This window comes from Enterobacter cloacae, assembly GCF_013375935.1.
GTDB classification, from domain to species: domain Bacteria; phylum Pseudomonadota; class Gammaproteobacteria; order Enterobacterales; family Enterobacteriaceae; genus Enterobacter; species Enterobacter pasteurii.
On record NZ_CP056117.1, the window covers coordinates 4,640,141 to 4,658,611 of the forward strand.

Annotated in this window: 15 protein-coding genes and 1 tRNA gene; 4 read left to right on the forward strand and 12 right to left on the reverse strand. The window is 56.7% G+C overall.

Annotation, left to right across the window (positions count from 1 at the left end; all coding sequences use genetic code 11):
- Window positions 1–12 precede the first annotated feature (12 nt).
- From HWQ14_RS21830 to HWQ14_RS21855, 6 genes are all read right to left on the reverse strand, one after another.
- Complete coding sequence (locus HWQ14_RS21830) at window positions 13–1,248, reverse strand: MFS transporter (RefSeq protein ID WP_176610989.1); 1,236 nt, start codon at window positions 1,246–1,248, stop codon at window positions 13–15.
- A 267-nt stretch (window positions 1,249–1,515) separates the two neighbouring features.
- The gene (pheP, locus tag HWQ14_RS21835) at window positions 1,516–2,901 is read right to left on the reverse strand and encodes a phenylalanine transporter (RefSeq protein WP_176610990.1); all 1,386 of its coding nucleotides are present in this window, start codon (window positions 2,899–2,901) and stop codon (window positions 1,516–1,518) included.
- 102 nt (window positions 2,902–3,003) lie between these two features.
- The gene (locus HWQ14_RS21840) at window positions 3,004–4,977 is read right to left on the reverse strand and encodes a PhoX family protein (RefSeq protein ID WP_176610991.1); all 1,974 of its coding nucleotides are present in this window, start codon (window positions 4,975–4,977) and stop codon (window positions 3,004–3,006) included.
- Window positions 4,978–5,103: 126 nt separating this feature from the next.
- Window positions 5,104–7,287, reverse strand: a complete 2,184-nt coding sequence (locus HWQ14_RS21845) for a TonB-dependent receptor (RefSeq protein WP_176610992.1) — start codon at window positions 7,285–7,287, stop codon at window positions 5,104–5,106.
- Window positions 7,288–7,500: 213 nt separating this feature from the next.
- On the reverse strand, window positions 7,501–7,776 hold the full coding sequence (yahO, locus tag HWQ14_RS21850; RefSeq protein WP_148419378.1) for a DUF1471 family periplasmic protein YahO: 276 nt from the start codon (window positions 7,774–7,776) through the stop codon (window positions 7,501–7,503).
- A gap of 236 nt (window positions 7,777–8,012) precedes the next feature.
- Window positions 8,013–8,089: transfer RNA gene (locus HWQ14_RS21855), tRNA-Arg, on the reverse strand.
- A 303-nt stretch (window positions 8,090–8,392) separates the two neighbouring features.
- Here HWQ14_RS21855 and HWQ14_RS21860 point away from each other — a divergent pair.
- The 3 genes from HWQ14_RS21860 (at window position 8,393) to fimZ (ending at window position 11,237) form a co-directional block, all read left to right on the forward strand.
- Entirely contained in the window at window positions 8,393–9,055 is a 663-nt protein-coding gene (locus tag HWQ14_RS21860) for an EAL domain-containing protein (RefSeq protein ID WP_176610993.1), read from the forward strand.
- A gap of 24 nt (window positions 9,056–9,079) precedes the next feature.
- Window positions 9,080–9,796 (forward strand): helix-turn-helix transcriptional regulator, encoded by a 717-nt coding sequence (locus HWQ14_RS21865; RefSeq protein ID WP_148419379.1) that lies wholly within the window; start codon window positions 9,080–9,082, stop codon window positions 9,794–9,796.
- An 808-nt stretch (window positions 9,797–10,604) separates the two neighbouring features.
- Window positions 10,605–11,237 (forward strand): fimbria biosynthesis transcriptional regulator FimZ, encoded by a 633-nt coding sequence (fimZ, locus tag HWQ14_RS21870; RefSeq protein ID WP_148419380.1) that lies wholly within the window; start codon window positions 10,605–10,607, stop codon window positions 11,235–11,237.
- A 50-nt stretch (window positions 11,238–11,287) separates the two neighbouring features.
- Here the strand turns inward: fimZ and sfmF are convergent, their stop codons facing one another.
- The 6 genes from sfmF to fimA form a co-directional block, all read right to left on the reverse strand.
- Window positions 11,288–11,809: a fimbria assembly protein gene (sfmF, locus tag HWQ14_RS21875; protein WP_176610994.1), complete on the reverse strand. Its 522-nt coding sequence runs from the start codon at window positions 11,807–11,809 to the stop codon at window positions 11,288–11,290.
- A gap of 9 nt (window positions 11,810–11,818) precedes the next feature.
- A complete protein-coding gene (gene fimH, locus HWQ14_RS21880) occupies window positions 11,819–12,826 on the reverse strand; it encodes a type 1 fimbria D-mannose specific adhesin FimH (protein WP_176610995.1) in 1,008 nt (335 codons plus the stop codon).
- Window positions 12,819–15,377 (reverse strand): fimbrial biogenesis usher protein, encoded by a 2,559-nt coding sequence (locus tag HWQ14_RS21885; protein WP_176610996.1) that lies wholly within the window; start codon window positions 15,375–15,377, stop codon window positions 12,819–12,821. Before HWQ14_RS21885 ends, fimH begins: the two co-directional genes overlap by 8 nt.
- 14 nt (window positions 15,378–15,391) lie before the next feature.
- A complete protein-coding gene (gene fimC / locus HWQ14_RS21890) occupies window positions 15,392–16,084 on the reverse strand; it encodes a type 1 fimbria chaperone FimC (protein ID WP_176610997.1) in 693 nt (230 codons plus the stop codon).
- A 34-nt stretch (window positions 16,085–16,118) separates the two neighbouring features.
- Window positions 16,119–16,661: a type 1 fimbrial protein subunit FimI gene (gene fimI, locus HWQ14_RS21895; protein WP_176610998.1), complete on the reverse strand. Its 543-nt coding sequence runs from the start codon at window positions 16,659–16,661 to the stop codon at window positions 16,119–16,121.
- A 69-nt stretch (window positions 16,662–16,730) separates the two neighbouring features.
- Complete coding sequence (fimA, locus tag HWQ14_RS21900; RefSeq protein ID WP_148419385.1) at window positions 16,731–17,294, reverse strand: type 1 fimbrial major subunit FimA; 564 nt, start codon at window positions 17,292–17,294, stop codon at window positions 16,731–16,733.
- 310 nt (window positions 17,295–17,604) lie between these two features.
- Between fimA and folD the strand changes: the two genes are divergently transcribed.
- Window positions 17,605–18,471: a bifunctional methylenetetrahydrofolate dehydrogenase/methenyltetrahydrofolate cyclohydrolase FolD gene (folD, locus tag HWQ14_RS21905; RefSeq protein ID WP_148419386.1), complete on the forward strand. Its 867-nt coding sequence runs from the start codon at window positions 17,605–17,607 to the stop codon at window positions 18,469–18,471.

Here is an 18,471-nt window from a genome sequence, read left to right on the forward strand (position 1 = left end):
ACCTCCAGAACGTTACGCCTTGTCATCGTCATACCTAAACGTGAGAAGGAAAATCAGCGCGATCGCCGCGGCAGCCACCGCCGGGATCCACCAGAATGTCACCCACGCCTGCGGCACGGCCTGCCCGGCCACCAGGCGGTTATAGAGCGCGCCGGAAATCTGCGAGCCGAGCAGCATGCCGATGCCGTAGGTAAACATTACGATCATGCTCTGGGCCTGACCTTTTACCTTTTCACCGGCGACCCGGTCGGTATAGATAAAGCCGACGACAAAGAAGAAATCGTAGCAGACGCCGTGCAGCAGAATGCCGAGATAGAGCAGGATGCGCCCCTCCTCGCTGACGCCCAGCGCGAACATGGCATAACGCACGAACCACGCCAGCATGCCGATCAGCAGCATCACCTTCACGCCCAGGCGGCGGAACAGCAGCGGGATAACCAGCATAAAGAAGATTTCGGACATCTGCCCGAAGGACATGGCGGTGCTAACGTCGGCAATGCCGGCATCCGCCAGATACGAGGCGGTGTAGGCGTAGTAGGTTCCCAGCGGGACGGAGATAAGCATCGCGCAGACGGAGAAGACGAAAAAGTGGCGGGTTTTGAGCAGCGCGAAGGCATCCGCGCAGAAGAGATCCCGCACCCTGACCGGCAGGCCTTTCGCCGGAGCCGGCGTGTGCGGCAGCGTCAGGCTGTAGAGAGCCAGCAGCACGGAGCTTGCCGCCGCCACCTGGAAGATGGTGACGCTGGACGCCACGCCGGTGACGCCGATAAAAATGCCCGCCACGATCCAGCCGATGGTGCCGAATACGCGCACCACCGGGAAGGTTTTATCCACGTTCGCCAGGCTGTGAAAGGCGATATTGTTGGTCAGCGCCAGCGTCGGCATGTAGCAGAGCGTGTAGCCAAACAGCAGGCCAATCAGCAGGGCGCCGTTTTCGGCAATCAGCGCTCCCGGCACGAACCACAGGATTGCCGCGCCCGCCAGGTGCATCACCGCCATGACCTTCTGCGAGGCGAAGAAGCGGTCCACCAGCATCCCGAGCACGAACGGCGAAAGAATGGAGGCGATTGGCCCGGCGGAGAACGCATCGCCAATCAGCAACGACATGTTGTGCCGGGTCATTACCAGGCCGAGCGTGACCGACCAGCTACCCCAGATGAAGAATTGCAGAAACATCATCAGCGAGAGACGCGGCACCAGCAGCCGGTGTTGCGTTATCGCCTTTTCACCCCTTTCAGTTGACACCATGATGAGCCCCACCCTCAAAAAGTAATCGATTACAAAACGGTTCACGTAAAAAGTAATCGATTACAAAATAAAGATCCTGCGGATCGTCGAAGATTTGGGAGGGGGGTCACGATAAAGGTGGAGCGGTACATTAAGGGCCCGGCAGGCGCAGTGCCGCCGGGCTTAAACGGGTGCGGCCGGGGTGCGGTCTGGTGCCCTCACCCCGACCCTCTCCCACAGGGAGAGGGGGCAAACATTAAAAACGGCAACCAGGTTGCCGTTTTGCTTTTACCTTCGAGAGAGCTTAAACGCGACAAACAGGAACGCTACCCACACCGGCAGCAGCATCGCTGAAAGGCGCATCTCATCCATGGTGCACATCAGCACCAGAATCAGCGCCAGGAACGCGATACAGATATAGTTCCCCGCCGGATAGAGCAGTGCTTTAAACTGCGTCACGCGGCCCTTGCGGCGCATGGCGGCGCGAAAGCGCAGGTGCGCCAGGCAGATCATGATCCAGTTCAGCAGCAGCGTGGCGACAACCAGCGCCATCAGCAGACCAAAGGCCTGTTTCGGCAGCAGGTAGTTGATCAGCACCACCAGCGAGGTGATAGCGCCGGAAAGGAACAGCGAATTGACCGGCACGCCGCGACGGCTGACGCGGGTGAGGAATTTCGGCGCATTCCCCTGCACCGAAAGGCCAAACAGCATGCGGCTGTTGGAGTACACCCCGCTGTTATACACCGACAGTGACGCCACCAGGATAACGAAGTTCAGCGCCGACGCCACCACGTTGCTGTTCAGATCGTGGAAAATCATCACGAACGGGCTGCTGTCGGATTTCACCTCCACCCACGGATAAAGCGCCAGCAGAACGACCAGCGAGCCGATATAGAACAGCAGAATACGGTAAACCACCTGGTTGACCGCTTTAGGTATGCTTTTGTGCGGGTCGCGCGCTTCGGCCGCGGTGATGCCAATCAGCTCCAGCCCGCCGAAGGAGAACATGATCACCGCCAGCGAGAGGATCAGCCCCTTCCAGCCGGTCGCCAGGAAGCCGCCGTGCTGCCACAGGTTGTCGATGGTCGCCCGCTCGCCGCCGTGGCCGGAGAACAGCAGCCACAGGCCGAAGCCGATCATGCCGATAATCGCCAGCACCTTGATCAGCGCGAACCAGAACTCGGTTTCGCCGTACAGGCGCACGTTTACGAGGTTAACGGCGTTAATAATGATGAAGAAGGCCGCGGCCCAAATCCACGTCGGCACGTCCGGCAGCCAGTACTGCATATAGATGCCTGCGGCGGTCAGCTCGGCCATTCCCACCAGCACAAACATTACCCAGTAGTTCCAGCCGGAAAGGAAGCCTGCGAACGGGCCCCAGTATTTATAGGCAAAGTGTGCGAAGGAGCCTGACACCGGCTCTTCGACGACCATCTCGCCGAGCTGGCGCATGATCAGGAAGGCGATAATTCCCGCGATAGCATAACCCAGCAGAACCGCCGGACCGGCCATCTGAATGGCGGGGCCGATACCGAGAAACAGCCCGGTACCGATCGCGCCGCCAAGGGCAATTAACTGAATATGTCGATTTTGCAAACCACGTTGCAGCGTCGGATTCTGATCCGACGAGGCTTCAGCGCTACCACGGCCTGAAGCGGATGACGCGTCTTTCACGCCCTACCCCTGTCTCTTTTTTAGAAGGGGCACGTTTTAACACTTCATGCTGGTGGTAGCAAGCTTAACGCCGGGCCACCGCCTGCGCCCGGCGGATAAACGTCACGACCCGATGATCCCGCCGTCCGCTTTGGTAATCACCACCGTTGACGATCGCGGTCGGCCGTTCGGGCTGGCGTCAGGCCAGTTAGAGACGGCGCGCGGATTGGCCGGATCGGTAATATCATCCCCGCCCTCCCCCGGATGCTGAATATTAATAAACAGCGTGCGGTTGTCCGGCGTAAACGCAATGCCGGTGATTTCGCACCCGCGCGGGCCGGTCAGGAAGCGGCGATACTCATTGGTGCCCGGAATGGTTGCCACCATCTGGTTATTGCCCATCCCCTCGTACGCTTTCTTATTGATGGTGCTGGAGGAGACGTCGGTCTGGATCCACAGGACGCCCTGGTGATCGAAGGACAGCCCATCCGGGCTGCCGAACGCCGCGCCCAGCATGGAGCCTTTAGACTTAGGATCGTCGCCGTCGGTGCGCCCGGCCATCACAAGAATATCCCACTTAAAGCGGGCAGCGGCAGGGTCTGCTCCCTCTTCGTGCCAGTGCATAATATGACCAAACACGTTGTTGGCGCGTGGGTTGGCGGCATCGACCGGCGCCTTGCCCTCCTTCCCGCGATCGCTGTTGTTGGTGAGCGTACAGTAGACGCTGCCGCTGGCGTGCGGATCGACCGCTATCCACTCGGGGCGATCCATTTTCGTCGCCCCCACCACGTCGGCCGCGAGGCGGGTTTTGATCAGCAGATCGCCCTGGCTTTCGAAACCGTTGCTTTTATCCAGCCCATTTTGCCCGAAGATCAGCGGCAGCCAGTCGCCGCTCCCCTCCTCGTTGAACCGGGCAACGTACAGCGTGCCGGACGTCAGCAGGTTCATATTGGCTTCACGGTTCGCGGGATCGTATTTTTTGTCCGAGACGAATTTATAGATGTACTCAAACTTCTGATCGTCCCCCATGTAGACCACCACGCGGTTATCGGCGGCGAGCGTGACGGCAGCGCCCTCATGCTTGAAGCGACCGAGCGCGGTGTGCTTGCGCGGCGTGGAGGTTGGGTCGTAGGGATCAATCTCTACCACCCAGCCGAAACGGTTGGGCTCGTTAGGGGTTTTATCGACGCTGAAGCGGTCGTCCACCTCGTTCCAGCGGTACGATTCATCGGTGTCGCTGATGCCGTAGCGTTTTTCCAGCGGGTTGAGGTCGGCTTTTTTCACAAAAATGTCCGACCAGTTCTCCTCGCAGGTGAGATAGGTGCCCCACGGCGTGTGGCCGTTGGCGCAGTTTTGCATGGTGCCCAGCACGCGCTCCCCCTGCGGGTCGGCGGCGGTTTTCATTAGGTCCTGATGCCGCGCCGGGCCGGTGAGCTGCATTGGCGTATTGACGGTAATACGGCGCGCGAACGAAGACGGACGAACCACCTCCCAGCCGCTGCCCGCTTTTTTCACCTCCACCACCGACACGCCCATCGCGTTCTGCCCCTTGCGGGCCTTGTCGAGGCTCCAGTTCGCCGTACCGTCCGTAAACAGCATCCCGTTGTCGATGTATTCATGGTTCATCGCCAGCAGGCCATGATCCGGGTTTTGCTCCCCCTGCGGCAGGCTAAACCACGCCATGCCGTCGTGGTGCATGCCCGCCTGCACGGCCTGCTCGTCCGTGGTGTTGCTGGCGTCCGGCCTAAACGCCGGCATGCTGTTTTTGATCCCCGTCGGGTCACCCCAGCGATAGAACGGGCGGGCAATATAGCCTTCCGGCACTCTGACCGTGTCTTCCGTTGAGACAGCGATACTGGTGAACCCAAGGGAAACCGCTTTTGCCAGCGCGGACGGTTTTGAAACCGCGGCAACGGCATTTTCGGGTTTGATCAGAAAGGGGAATGAAACGGCGGCACCCGCAACGGCGCCCATCTGGAGAAAACGGCGGCGGGAGAGGAACACCTCCGCCACCTCGGAGAATACCGGGTTAGCGCTGCGGTTAGCGATATCGTCTTGATGTTCTTTTTTAAATACGGATTTGAGGGGTCTGCCCATAGCGGCTTCCTGTCATTGGCCAAGAGGTAAGGAGTTGGCGAACAGTGTAAGAAGCTTTTATTACAATTTTATAACACGATACGGAAGGATGGGGGCATCCCTGCCCCGGATAACGAGGTGGAACGCTTAGAACTCGTAGCCCACCGAGACCTTAAAGGTACGCGGTTCGCCCTGAGTGATGTAGGTGCCGGAATCGTCCACGCTTGACCAGTAGTTTTCGTTAGTCACGTTGTCGATGCCCGCGCGCACCGTCATCTGGTTTTCATTGTGGTTCACCGCGAAGCGATAGCGCATGCCCAGATCCAGCGTGGTGTAGCTGTCCAGCTTTTTGGTGTTCGCGAGGTCGGCATACTGCGCGCCGGAGTGGTTAACGCGCGCGGTAGCGGTCAGGCCCTCAATCGGCCTGATGTCGTACTCTGCGCCCAGCACGGCATAGAAGTTCGGGATACCGATCGCGTCGTTGCCCTGGTTCACGCCGTTTTTGGTTTTGGTCAGCTCGGCCTGAAGCCAGGTGGCGCTGGCGTTCAGACGCATCCCGAGCGTTGGCTCGCCGAAGACGTTCAGCTCCACGCCACGGTTACGCTGTTCAGCGTCCAGGCCGTAGTGGCCGCTGTCGTCGAGGATCGCCGACGGCATTTTGATCTCAAACAGCGCCAGGGAGCCGCCCACGCGGCCAAAGTCCGCCTTTACGCCCACTTCATTCTGCTTAGAGTGAACGATACCGGTGCTCTGGCCGTAGTTGTTCGCTGAGCGAGGCGCGGTTTCACCGGGCTGTAACGCTTCGGTATGGTTGGCGTAGAGCGAGATTTCCTCCCACGGTTTATAAACCACGCCATAGGTTGGCATCCAGCGGCTGCCGTCAAAACCGTCCGCGTCGTTTTCCGCACCGGTAATTTTGTTGTACCCGCGAATCACCACTTTCTGATGGCGTGCGCCTGCGGTAAACAGCAGTTTGTCGTCCAGCACGCCCAGGGTATCGCTCAACAGCCAGCCCTGCGTGCGGGTGCGCCCGCTGGTCAGCGGATCGCTGTATTTGCCGCCTGAGCCGTTGAAGTTAGAGCTGTCCGGCATCGCGACGCCGGTGTTGTGGTAAATGTTGGTGGTCGGGTTATCCGCCGTCGCCGACATTTTCCAGGCGATTTTTTCGTTTTTGGTCATCGCGGAGTACCCGACGTTAACCTTGTGCGATACGAAGCCGGTAGTGAAGTTACCGCGAATGCCCGCCATGCCGCTGACGGAATCGCTGATACGGTTGGTATCAAGACGGCTGACCGTCGCATTTCCGCTTTTATCCATCAGCTTCGGCGCGCTGTAGATCCCTTCTTCGTGCGCGTGCTGCGCGCCGAGGCCGGTATAGGCCGTCCAGCTATCGGTGATGTCGTACTCGCTGCGCCACATCCCGAACTCGTTTTCGATATCGCTGTAGGCCCACTTCTGCGAGAAGTTGCGATCGTTCTTCGGTGGTTCAGGCACGAAGTCCACCGCCGAGATGTTGACGCTGGTCGGGCTGCCGTGGAAGGTTTTTTTCTGATAGCCCAGATCCATGGAGGTGCGGAAACGGTCGGCGTTGTAATCCAGACCGGTAGAAAGCAGCGTGGTGCGGCGGCGGTCGTTCGGCACGCCGGTTTCGCCTTCACGATGCACAAGGTTCACCCGCGCGCCAAACTGGTCGTTATCGCCAAAGCGGCGGCCCGCATCCAGCGTGGTGCCAATCTGGGAATCCGAGGTGTAGTCCACGCCCACTTTCGCCTGCGGGACGTCGCCCGCGTGTTTTGGCTCAAGGTTAATCATTCCGCCCACGCCGGAGCTTGCCGCGCCGTTCATCAGGGAGTTTGCCCCTTTGAAGATCTCGATGCGGTCGACCATCTGGGCATCCACCACCTGACGCGGCAGCACGCCGGACAGGCCGCCAAAGGTCATGTCATCGCCGTCAAACTTCAGGCCGCGAATGCGGAAGGTTTCGGCGCTGTTGCCGTACCCCTGAACGAACTGCACGCCCGCGTCGTTAGCGACCACGTCGGCAATGGTTTTTGCCTGCTGATCTTCCACCAGCTTCGAGGTGTAGCTGATGATGCTGAACGGCACGTCCATGGCGTTCTGCTGACCGAGCATCCCCATGCGGCCGCCGTTGGCCACCTGACCGTCGAGGAAGGCGGGTACCAGCTGGTCGCCGCCGGGCGTAAAGTCACTGGCCGGAGACGACTGAACAACAATGGTCTCCTCTTTTTTCTCCTCCGCCGCGAAAGCGGAGTGTGTCACCGCGCCAACGGCAAGCGCCAGCAGCGTTTTGTGCATTGTGGTGTTGTTCATAGTGAGCTCTTAAAGTGCGCGCAAAAATGGCCCGTCGTCGGGCCTTAGAATTTAATAGATGAAATGCAAATGAGAACTATACGTATTATCTATGCGTTATCAAGCGTCGCTGCGCATTTATGGATGAGAAAAAAGTTTAAGCGTTGAGAGGGGCCGGGGAGACGGGTAAACGTGACGCGCAACCACCCCGCGCGCGGGGTGATTGCTAAGTTATTATTTCTTCTTGTAAATATCTGCGGTGCCGTGAATTTTGTTGTTCGTGTTACCGGAAGTCAGCACCAGCACGTCTGCGCCTTCTTTATCGGCTTTCTCGATCAGCTCTTTTTTCGCGTCATCAACCGAGACTTCATTAGACGTATTCACCGTGCCAATTTTTTCATACTGTGATTCTACTTTCTCGAAGTCATTTTTTGTCATCAGTTCAGCGGCAAAAGCGTTAGTGGTGAACAGAAACGCGGTTCCCAGCAAAACAGCAGTCGTTTTTTTCATAACATTTTTCCTTGAGATTAAGCAGCAATTACGAAAAGCCCCGCTATTCAGAGCGAGGTAGTATGAGCATGGTAGAGGAACGGCAGAATTGCCATAGCCTAAGGAAAATACTGTTATAACAGACAATTGTGCTGTCAAAAATGCGCGGTAACTCTATTTTCGGGTAGGGCGTCCCAAATATGTCACTTAAGAGAAATGAGGAGGAAGTAAAGCAGGCGAAATGCTATGAAATTTAATGGCACGCCCTGTAGGATTCGAACCTACGACCTACGGCTTAGAAGGCCGTTGCTCTATCCAACTGAGCTAAGGGCGCACGGAGAAGCGTGTACTTCGCGGTGATGAAACGCCTGGAATTATACGGTCAATGCGTAGTGAGTCAATGCCTTTTCCGTCTTCTCTGCCGATAATAACTAGCTGATTGTAAATACGGCTGTTTTTTCAACATTTACCCCCCTTTCTCCTGCTGCGAAAAGGCTTAGCCGCTTTTAAGTAACGCCTGCTGTTTTCCTGTTTGCTTCGCCTTCACACTGTCCTGCGGTATCCCGGCCGCCAGGAGGCCGGAATAAAACAGGACGACGGAGTGACGGCGCCAAATCAGACATGTTTCCCCTCGTGCGTGCAGCACATCTCACGCGACATTACCAGCATCAAGCTTGAACCCATTGTCGCCCTCTCCTCTTCACGCACCGTGGGGGCCGAAGTGCTCAGCGTGCTGTCAGGGCATCAGCAAAGTGAAGGATTTTTCCGCAACTGGTCCGCAGCCCGCGCGCTTATGCTGCTGGAAGCGCAGATCGCCGCGTTAAAAAACCCCTTTCCCTGTGACAACCTTTTCATAAATTTGCCGATAACAGTTCTGATCATCCCGGAAATGTTCCAGCGTTTACTGGAACTTAACAGCCCGCCGCTGAACATTGAGCTCACAGAGCCAGCCACGTTCTTTTCGCTCTCAGAAACGACGCGTCTGAGGGTGGTTTGTGCGCTTGAGCAGCTGACCGCGCGGGGGCACCGGATCTGGCTGGACGATATTGACGAGGCGTCGGGTCGCGCATTTTTACCCTGCCGTCTACCGTTAAGCGGGATAAAAATCGATAAAATTGCTTTCTGGCGTTTACGTACAACGCCGGCGCTGACGGAGTTGGTCACTCTTTGTTCGAAAATCGCTGCGGATGTCCTTATCGAAGGCATTGAAACGGAAAAGGATCGTGCGTGCGCGCTTCAGGCTGGCGCGCGCTTCGGTCAGGGATATTATTGGCCATCCTGGAGATGGCAGGAGGACTGAACGGTCATCGCCAAGAGGGAAGCTATGCGAATGACAGTACGCCGTTACCGGCGGCGTCGGACAGGAAGTGATTCACTGGGTTTTACGCACTCGCCTTTTGCTCTCCCATTTTTTGATCGTCTCGAATATTTGAGCCAGTCAATCAACCAGACCCGCAAAACCGATGCTCCCTTTATCATTCTGGTCACGCAGGATAATTTTTTCCGTTCCGGTTTTCTGAGCGGACAGTCGCCTCTCAGCAACTGCTGTGACTATCCCACGCTGGAAGCCGCCCTCAGCGATTTAAATCACTGGCCTTCTTCACGTCTGGTGGTCGACATAGAGAGCCGCGCCTCTCCGCTAATCGATCTGCTGGACCGATTAAGACGCCACAGCCTGTTCCCGCCCTACCTGACGCCCTACCTGCTTATCCGCGCTGACGACTACGACACACGCCTGTTTTGCAAAGCGGCCGGCCCTTTCCACGTGCTTGAACGGCAGCTCACGGCCCCCGCCATGCAGCAAGTGCTTCTCGAAACGCCTGCGCCTCCCGGCCAGCGAAAAGAGTGGTTTTCGCGTGAGGAGTGGCCCATCCTCCAGGCGCTGTCGCGGGGAAATTCCCTGCGGCAGATCGCACAGTTACAAAACCGCCCCTACAGCCGCATTATTTACCGTCTCAGCTGCATTCTGGCGAAACTAGGGCTGAATCATCGGCACGAGTTGCTACATCTTCTCAACAACTTATCAGATTTCACGTATTAACGTATTCAGTAACCCTATAATTCCTAAAGGGCTTTAGGAATTTACTTAGGATATATGTTAAATTTATGTTATTTTTAACATAGGTTTCGATTTTATAACTATTCCTAATTTCTCCGTTTGAACCATGTAAAATGCTGCATTTATAAAAAACGCCAGGGCTTTAATCCATGCGTTAAGGATTTGGCGCTTGCGTTAACAGGATGATAATGGTGTAAAAACAATCGATTCAGCTGTAAAAGAAGCCCATGTGACGGTCAGAGAACAGCAGATCCTGCTGTTGAGGTTCCTCAGGCGTCCAGTTGGGATCGGATCTAAAAAAGGGAGAAAAAGCACGCGGGACGGCGGCACTGAAGGGTGTTAAACGTCCGAGGAGGAGGCTATCAAAGCGCCATTTCTGTTAACATTTTTGCAACACACAGGAAGATCGTTTATTTTTTGTTATTACATAAAGACGAAAGCGTGTGGTAAATGCAATATCAGGATAATTTTGCTAATTTTAAAAAATTAGCGTTTCAGATCCAGAAGATAATAATCAGCAATACAGCGATATTAATTTACAGGCTTTTCGGACAATACTTAAGCGGTATAATAAGACGTGTTTGACACACGAATAAGAAAAATCATTTTGCCCTGACCAGCCTTATGAGATAACTGCGCTGAGGCATTGATATCACACTACGTAAACAAGGATGCTTTCGCTCTTCACCGGGACATTTACCGTAGAAGGATCTGCGCAATTATCCTTCCGGCTTTTCGAGAGTTTTTACAAAACTCAGCATAACGCTTTTAACAATCTGAGGCATAAAAAATGAAACCGGCATCCGTTATCATTATGGACGAACATCCTATCGTCAGAATGTCGATAGAAGTCCTGCTACAGAAAAATAAAAATATCCAGGTAAAGCTGAAGTCAGGCGACAGCCACGAAGTGCTTGACTGTATACGTAACCACCCTATCGACCTGGTCATTCTTGATATTGAAATGACAGGCACGGACGGGTTCGTTTTACTCAAAAGAATCAGGAACTTAAACAAAGATATTAAAGTGCTTTTCCTCTCTTCAAAATCGGAAGCCTTCTATGCCGGCCGCGCCATTCGCGCCGGGGCCAACGGTTTTGTCAGCAAGCGAAAAGATTTGGGAGAAATTTATAACGCGGTGGAAATGATCCTGATGGGCTATTCTTTTTTCCCGTCAGAAACGTTGAGCTTTATAAATCATCTGGGCTCCCGAACAGGTGCCGCTGCGGATATGCCATTATCGAACCGTGAGGTGACGGTGCTGCGATACCTGGCGAACGGATTATCAAATAAGGAGATTGCAGATCAATTATTACTTAGCAACAAAACAATTAGTGCCCATAAGTCTAATATCTATTCCAAGCTGGGCGTGCAAAGTATCGTTGAATTAATTGATTACGCGAAAGCGCACGAATTACTCTAACCGGATCCTCTCCCTGCAGCGAATAACCGTTACAGGGAGAGCTGACGTGATTAATTATAATTAATCATAAAGGTTGCATCCGCGTCGGCGCGGCCCGGCTGCGGGTTATCTGCCGTGGCGATATAATTGGCATAAAACGACAGCTCAGCATTTCCCTGCGCATCGATCGCTACCGGCTGGCTGGCCTTCTGCATCGCGAGGCGCGTCTTATCCCTGTCACGGATCTCCACCGCAACGTTGCTGGCCGCGCTGGCATCATTTAACGCGAGCAGGCTGCTGTCGCGCCCGTCAACCTTACCCGTAAACGTTACCGACGCCGCCCCGGGCGGACAGCCGGTTAGCTTAAGGGTGAACGGCACGGGCTGCGTTCGGCTGCCCGTGGTGCTGAGCTGTTTCGTCGGCCAGGTGCCGAGCGTGACGGTTTTATTGCTGTCGTCCCCCTCCGCCACGCAGGTAAAATCCACAATATTGCCGTAGAGCTGAATGTTAATTTCCCCAAGCGCCGTCTCTGCCTGCGCCTGCGCGCAAAGCGTCAGGAGCGCCAGAGAGATATACCGCATCCCGTTTCGCATACCTGCTCCTTAGTCGTAATCGACGCGCAAATAGCCGCGAGAGGTGAAGCGTCCCTCGGCCGGTTTTTTACCCGTGACGCTGACGGGCCACGCGCGGATCCCCACCTTTGCCTGAGCGCTGTCGTCCAGGCGGAACGGGATTTTGCTGGTCAGGTTGTTTGGCGTCAGCGGTACGCCATTTTCATTGGCTATCACAAATCCCACGTCCGCGTTATCGGAGACCAGCGTACTGCCCGACACCTTCTCCGCTTCGACGTGCATCGTGAGCATGGCGTTCGCCTCAACGTTGGTGCATTTGATGGCGATGGTTTTGCTCTGCGCCGAGACCCCCTCCGGCTTGTTCCCGATGCCCGCCTTGCTGAACAGGGACGCGCCAATATCGCCAAAGTCGAACTCCACCACGTTCCCGGCATTAATTTCACAGCTCTGCGGCACCTGAATGATGCCGCTGTAGCTGATGGTATAAACCGGCGTGGTGAGCGGATCCGAGGCCGTCGTGGTGACGTAGACCCGGAACATGGTCGCATGCGGAATAACCACCATATTGATAAAGCGCCGGGTTACCTTCAGACGGAAGACGAGGCTGGAATCCTGTACGCCAAATGGTCTGTTTTTGGAAACATTCGGGTGGCCACCCATCTGAATATATTTTTTTGGGGGGTAAAAGACGCCAGCGTAGCTGTCGGTGATTTTCATGGCCCCGTCAAGATAGTCGTTAAGCTTCAGATACTGGTAGCCGTCGCTGGTGCTGGTGATCGGGTAATCGGTAACGTAGCTGCGCTTGGTGGTGTTGCCTGACGTTCCCTTGGGGCAGACGGCGTTGACGCCCACCCACTGGGATTTCTCGCTAAGCGTGACGACCTGCCCCACCTGGTTATTGGAGCTATTGAATTTGTCCGTCAGGTCGTAATGCACCTCGGTTGGCACGCCTTTTTCATTGACGCAGACGGTGGCGAAGGCGCTAGCTACGGGCATTAACGCCAGAAGGGATAACCCCAGATAACGGATTTTAATCACAGCGGATCCCCTTAAGTGTGATCGCCTGTTGCAGGCTCTGTTCCGGCAAGCTGTAGGGCGCACGGCACTGGGACTGCTTTCCGTCTCCCCACTGAATCAGCAGTTCCCCTTCCAGCGGCAGCCCGCTCAGGTAAATCTGCCCGTCATCTCCCACCATGCTGGTTACGCCGCTTTGCGTCTCGCGCACCACGGCGCCAAACGGCACGGGCTGGTTATCGCGCTTCACGGTGAGCAGCGCGCGCACGCCGATGCGGGTATCGAAGCTGGCGCGCACCAGCGCCCCGTTCGTCGGCACGACGCTGGAGACGTTATTTTCAATGTCGGTATTGTTGCTCATGGTGTTGGTGTCGAGCGCCACGCGGTTGTAGCGGTACACCGTGGCGTACGGCATCACCGCATAGCCACGCCAGTCCGTTTTGACCCCGGTCTGGTTTTCAACGCTTACCCCTGAGGCGCCCGGCGCTTTGATCAGCACGTTGGTATCCCCCAGCGGCTGGCTGAACGTCACGCCGTCTGCGTGCCCCACCACGCCGCCGGAAAGCTGCCAGTTGAAATCGTGACGGTCGCGGGAGTAGTTGTAGCCCGCGCCCAGCGTGCCGTACGTTGCCTGCCAGCTGGCGCTGGCGCTGCCGCTTGCGCCGTTGTTGCTGGTGTGGCCCTGCGTGACGCTGTAGTTCAGGTTACGATCGTCGAGCAGGGTGCCGCTCACGCCGGTCTGCCAGCTGGTATCGCCGTCGCTGCTACGGCTGGCGGAGGCGGTGGCATAGGCCCGGTCGATCGCGCTATCGCGGCGGTAGCCGTGACGGGTGAACAGGCTGAACGGTACCGAGACATTGAACGAGGCGATACGGTCGGTTCCGTCAATCCCGACGGCCTTGTTCCACGACCACGACAGGGAGTAGTTGACCCCCTTCACCCCGCCCGCATAGCCGAGCTGGTACCAGACGTTTGACTCGCTGGTGCCCCAGTAGCTTTGCTGGCTGCCTGACACGTAAACCGAGCCGTAATCCCCGAGCGACTGAGAAATGTTGAGCTGGAAACGTCCTTTTTTATTCAGCGTCAGGTTATGGTAGCTCTGCACGTCCGGCACGCCGTCATCATCCCGATCGTCACCATACTGATAGCCTTCCATAGAGCGCCAGGCCACGTCGTCGAGGGTATAAAAACCTTTGGTGGAGTAGCGGTACCCCAGCAGCTGGAAGTTGGTGCCGAATCCGTTAAGGGATTTGGCGTACAGGAAACGCAGGGACTGCCCTTCATGGCGGCTGTCGTCTGCCAGCTGGCTGCGGGCGTGGGTAAGATCGAGCGAGACCGCGCCCCAGTCACCGAGGTTTTTCCCGGCACCAATGGCAATCGCCGTATACCGCGAGGCCAGCTGCGTCCCGCCGTACAGCGTGTAGCCGTCGGCAAGGCCCGCAATCATTGCCCCCTGAGCGAAGAACGGGGTGTCCTGCTCGCTGTTACCGCTGCGATAGTCCCCCGCCACCAGATCGTACTTCCAGCGTCCTTCACGCTGGAGCAGCGGAACGGTGGAGTACGGGACGGTGTAGCGCTGCTGGCTGCCGCCCTTCTCTTCTACCGTCACCTCCAGGTCACCGCTTGAGGAGGTCGGGTTAAGATCGGTAATGGCAAAAGCCCCCGGCTGCACGTAGCTCTGGTAGATAACGTATCCGTTCTGGCGGATGACGACCTTGGCGGGGGTGCGGGCGATCCCGCGCACGGTAGGCGCGTAGCCCTGAAGGCTGTCCGGGTACATGCTGTCGGACGAGTAGAGTCGCCCGCCGCGAAAACCGACGCTGTCGAAGACGTCGTTACCGGTGTTGCTGTCGCCGAGCACCAGCTCGCTTTTCAGCGGAATAACCGTACGCTGCGCCCAGGTGCCGATATTTTGCCAGCTGCTGTGCCGCTGGCCGTTACTTTCGGTGTAGCGCCACGCGCCGTTGTTGCGTAAACGCCACGCACCGTAGTTCAACCCGCTTTGCAGGTTCAGATAATAGCTGTCGTCGTCGCTGCCGCGGTTGCCGGTAAAGCTGTAGTTTACCAGCGCGGCAGGAATGCCTTCATCCCACTGCTCGGGCGGGATGTAGCCCCGGGCGCTGTTTTGCATCGCCACCTGCGGCAGGCTGACGTTCAAACGCTGCGACGCGAAGTTGAACGCCGTTTCGCTGCCGGGAATAGCCGTGGCAAGCGGAACGCAGGTGTCGCCCTGCACGTTGCTCAGCTCCGGGAAGGCGGCGATATTGACGCCAAAGCGGTCGAGCATCGCGCGCGTAATACAGGGCGCCAGGCCGCCCGCGACCGGCGGCGTGTTGTCGGCTTGCTCAAAACGCACGTCCTGGGTGCCGATAAACTCATCGTTACGCCAGATATCGACGCGATAGACGCCCGGAGCCTGCTGGTGGCCCTTTTCAAAGCGCGACAAATCCGCCACGCTCGCCGCGTCATCGGAGAGAAACGCCGGGTTAAAGTAGCTCTCGCCCCAGCCGGCATGCGGCCAGAGCGTTGCCATCAGTGCCAGTGCAACCGGGCAGTAACGCCATTGAGTGTTCATCGCCCTGTCTCTGCTCACAGGCTGACGCTACGCGCCGGCGTAATGGCGCCATAGTCGTTCACGCTCTGCCAGGAGAGCGTGCCGCTGGCCGCGGACGGCAGCACCTGCTGGGCCGAGCTTTTCGGCGCGACCATCAGGTTGTCCAGCGTCTTACCGCCAAGCTTCAGATTGACCAGCGTGACGTAATACGGCGAGGCATTGCTCACCTTAAGGTGGTTGCCGGCGCGCTCAAAACGCAGCTGCGAGAGCGCCTCTTCTGGCGGCATCGCCAGGTTAGCCGGGCGAACAAACAGCTTGATGCGTGACAGAATGGCCAGCTGCAGTACGTTGTTGCCGTCCTGATTTTTTTTGCTGACGGACGGAATCGCTTTGACGTTCATGTAAAAGAGCGATTCGCGATCGGCGGGCAGCGCCGGGCCGGCGTAAATAATGCGCAGCGTGTTTTCGCTGTCCGGCTCGCTGACAAACAGCGGCGGCGTGACGGCAAAGGTTTTTTCTTTTTGCCCGTTCGCATTTTCAATCCACGCGTTAATTAAATAGCGCTCTTTTTTATTGCTGTTGGTGATCGCCAGCGACGTTTGTTTTGCATCGGCCGGATAAATAACGCGCGTCGCGCCCAGCGCAATTCCGCCGGACGCATTCGCGCTGGCAGAGATCGTCATCAAAATAAAAGTTAAAAACAGTCCAGGTTTAATCAGGGTGTTCATCACAACCGTACCTTTAATAATGGGTTCGCAGGCGTCAGGGATAAATCAGCGTAAACCAGACATTCGACTGAATATTGCCTGGCACAAGGTGTTCGGAAATTACGCGGTAGCGGGCGCTAAAATGAAATGCCAGCTCCGGGGCGTTAACGGGTAACCAGCTGACCGCCGTCGCGTTCGGGATGATCTGCCGCTGTTGGTCGTCAAAAAGCGCCAGCCCGACCCCGCTGCTGACCGCGTTTTCTCCCGGCCGCGATGTCGCCAGGAAAACCTGCGGATCTTCTGCGGGCGTCACCCCCTGGAACTGGATCCCCACGGTGTGGGAGACATCCACGCTGCAATCCAGCAGTCTTACGGTGAAGGGCACGTTAACCGTGGAAAAACTGCCGACGCCGGAAAATGAGTTTGTGCGGTATTGCCCCATATCCACGCGCATGTTCTGGCTGTCCGGAGCCACGGCGCAGCCGCCGTTGACCAGTTCTCCTCTGAGGTGCACTTTGCCGCCGTCAATCACAACGGTATGTGCGTTTACCGCTGGGGCAATCGCAAGGGCAAACAGCAGTATCCCAGTCCTTGTCATCCTTCGCTCCCGGTATCAGCGATTAAAAGACCTCCTCCCTGAGGCCAGCCACGTCCCTGTAAACTGGCATTACTCGTATTTCATTACGAAAGTAGCGTCCGCGTTTGCCTGGCCTGGCGCGGTGGTCGCAGCCGTAGCTTTATAGCGCGCGGTGAAGTTCAGGATGTTGGTTCCTTCGATCAGGCTCTGCGCCGCAGAGAAGGAGGAGCCGTCTGGAGTCAGCGTGGTGGATTTGCTGTCGAGGATCTCAATGCCCACGCCTTTCGCGGAGTTGTCGTTGTTACCGGAGCTTACCGCTAGCAGGGTTTTGTCGGTTGCGTCGATCTGACCGGTGAACGCAACAGCAGCGGTTTTCGCTACCGCAGGATCGCAGTCGTTCAGCTCGATGGTGAACGGAACGTTGGAAGAGGTATCACCGACTTTGGTGAATTTCGCGGTACGGTACTGGCCGAGCTTAACCGTCTGCTCGGAAGAGTCAGTATTTACTGAACACGCGGCATTCACTAATTCACCTTTAAAATGCACGGTACCACCGTTAACGGTGACAGGGGTAACAGGATCTTCTGCGTGAGCGGCACCCGCGACCAGGGCCAAAGTTGCAATAACAGTAGAAGCAATGTTGCTGAGTTTCATGTCTATTCCTTTAAAATGTAAATAACCCTTCCCGTAAACGATCGGGAATAAGAAATACGTTCAATTAAAAAATTGAAGGCTTATTTCGGAGGAAACAAAGTAGCTCAGGAATGTATTTTGTAATATGTCAAAACGCTGCCATTTAGCCAGGTCACATCCTAATCCCGGCTAAGAAATTGACCATGCCCCAGGAAGGGATTTTGCGGTTCGTTGATGAAATCTGGCAAAGGGTGACTGACAGCGGCCCTCGCTTCTGACAAAATACGGGCAATCCCCCCTTTCTAACGTTACAGACGGAATCTTCTCTCTGATGGCAGCAACGATTATTGACGGTAAAACGATTGCGCAGCAGGTGCGCTCTGAGGTCGCGGAAAAAGTGAAGGCGCGTAAAGCGGCCGGATTTCGCGCGCCCGGGCTGGCCGTTGTGCTGGTTGGCAGCAACCCGGCTTCGCAAATTTATGTCGGCAGCAAGCGCAAAGCGTGTGAAGAGGTGGGCTTCGTCTCCCGCTCTTACGATCTGCCGGAAACCACCAGCGAAGCGGAACTGCTGGAACTTATTGACACCCTGAATGCCGATAAAGCAATCGACGGCATCCTGGTTCAGCTGCCGCTGCCTGCGGGCATCGACAATGTGAAGGTGCTGGAGCGCATCGCCCCAGACAAAGACGTTGACGGTTTTCACCCGTATAACGTCGGCCGCCTGTGCCAGCGCGCGCCGCGCCTGCGTCCGTGCACGCCGCGCGGCATCGTAACGCTACTGGAGCGCTATAACATCGACACCTACGGCCTGAACGCCGTGGTGATTGGCGCCTCCAACATCGTGGGTCGTCCGATGAGCATGGAGCTGCTGCTGGCGGGCTGCACCACCACCGTCACCCACCGCTTCACCAAAAACCTGCGCCACCACGTTGAAAACGCCGATCTGCTGATCGTCGCGGTCGGCAAGCCGGGCTTTATTCCGGGCGAGTGGATCAAAGAGGGCGCAATCGTCGTGGACGTGGGCATTAACCGTCTCGAAAACGGCAAGGTGGTCGGCGACGTAGTATACGAAGATGCCGCCGCGCGCGCGTCCTACATTACCCCGGTCCCGGGCGGCGTAGGCCCGATGACGGTAGCAACACTCATTCAGAATACCTTGCAGGCGTGCGAGGAGTATCACGACGTAGAGGACGCGTAA

Bases quoted from the DNA above. Each gene is read 5' to 3' on its own strand.
- HWQ14_RS21830 (WP_176610989.1), bottom strand. From the start codon at position 1,248: ATGGTGTCAACTGAAAGGGGTGAAAAGGCGATAACGCAACACCGGCTG.
- HWQ14_RS21840 (WP_176610991.1), bottom strand. From the start codon at position 4,977: ATGGGCAGACCCCTCAAATCCGTATTTAAAAAAGAACATCAAGACGAT.
- HWQ14_RS21845 (WP_176610992.1), bottom strand. From the start codon at position 7,287: ATGAACAACACCACAATGCACAAAACGCTGCTGGCGCTTGCCGTTGGC.
- yahO (WP_148419378.1), bottom strand. From the start codon at position 7,776: ATGAAAAAAACGACTGCTGTTTTGCTGGGAACCGCGTTTCTGTTCACC.
- HWQ14_RS21865 (WP_148419379.1), top strand. From the start codon at position 9,080: ATGCGAATGACAGTACGCCGTTACCGGCGGCGTCGGACAGGAAGTGAT.
- fimZ (WP_148419380.1), top strand. From the start codon at position 10,605: ATGAAACCGGCATCCGTTATCATTATGGACGAACATCCTATCGTCAGA.
- sfmF (WP_176610994.1), bottom strand. From the start codon at position 11,809: ATGCGAAACGGGATGCGGTATATCTCTCTGGCGCTCCTGACGCTTTGC.
- HWQ14_RS21885 (WP_176610996.1), bottom strand. From the start codon at position 15,377: ATGAACACTCAATGGCGTTACTGCCCGGTTGCACTGGCACTGATGGCA.
- fimC (WP_176610997.1), bottom strand. From the start codon at position 16,084: ATGAACACCCTGATTAAACCTGGACTGTTTTTAACTTTTATTTTGATG.
- fimI (WP_176610998.1), bottom strand. From the start codon at position 16,661: ATGACAAGGACTGGGATACTGCTGTTTGCCCTTGCGATTGCCCCAGCG.
- fimA (WP_148419385.1), bottom strand. From the start codon at position 17,294: ATGAAACTCAGCAACATTGCTTCTACTGTTATTGCAACTTTGGCCCTG.
- folD (WP_148419386.1), top strand. From the start codon at position 17,605: ATGGCAGCAACGATTATTGACGGTAAAACGATTGCGCAGCAGGTGCGC.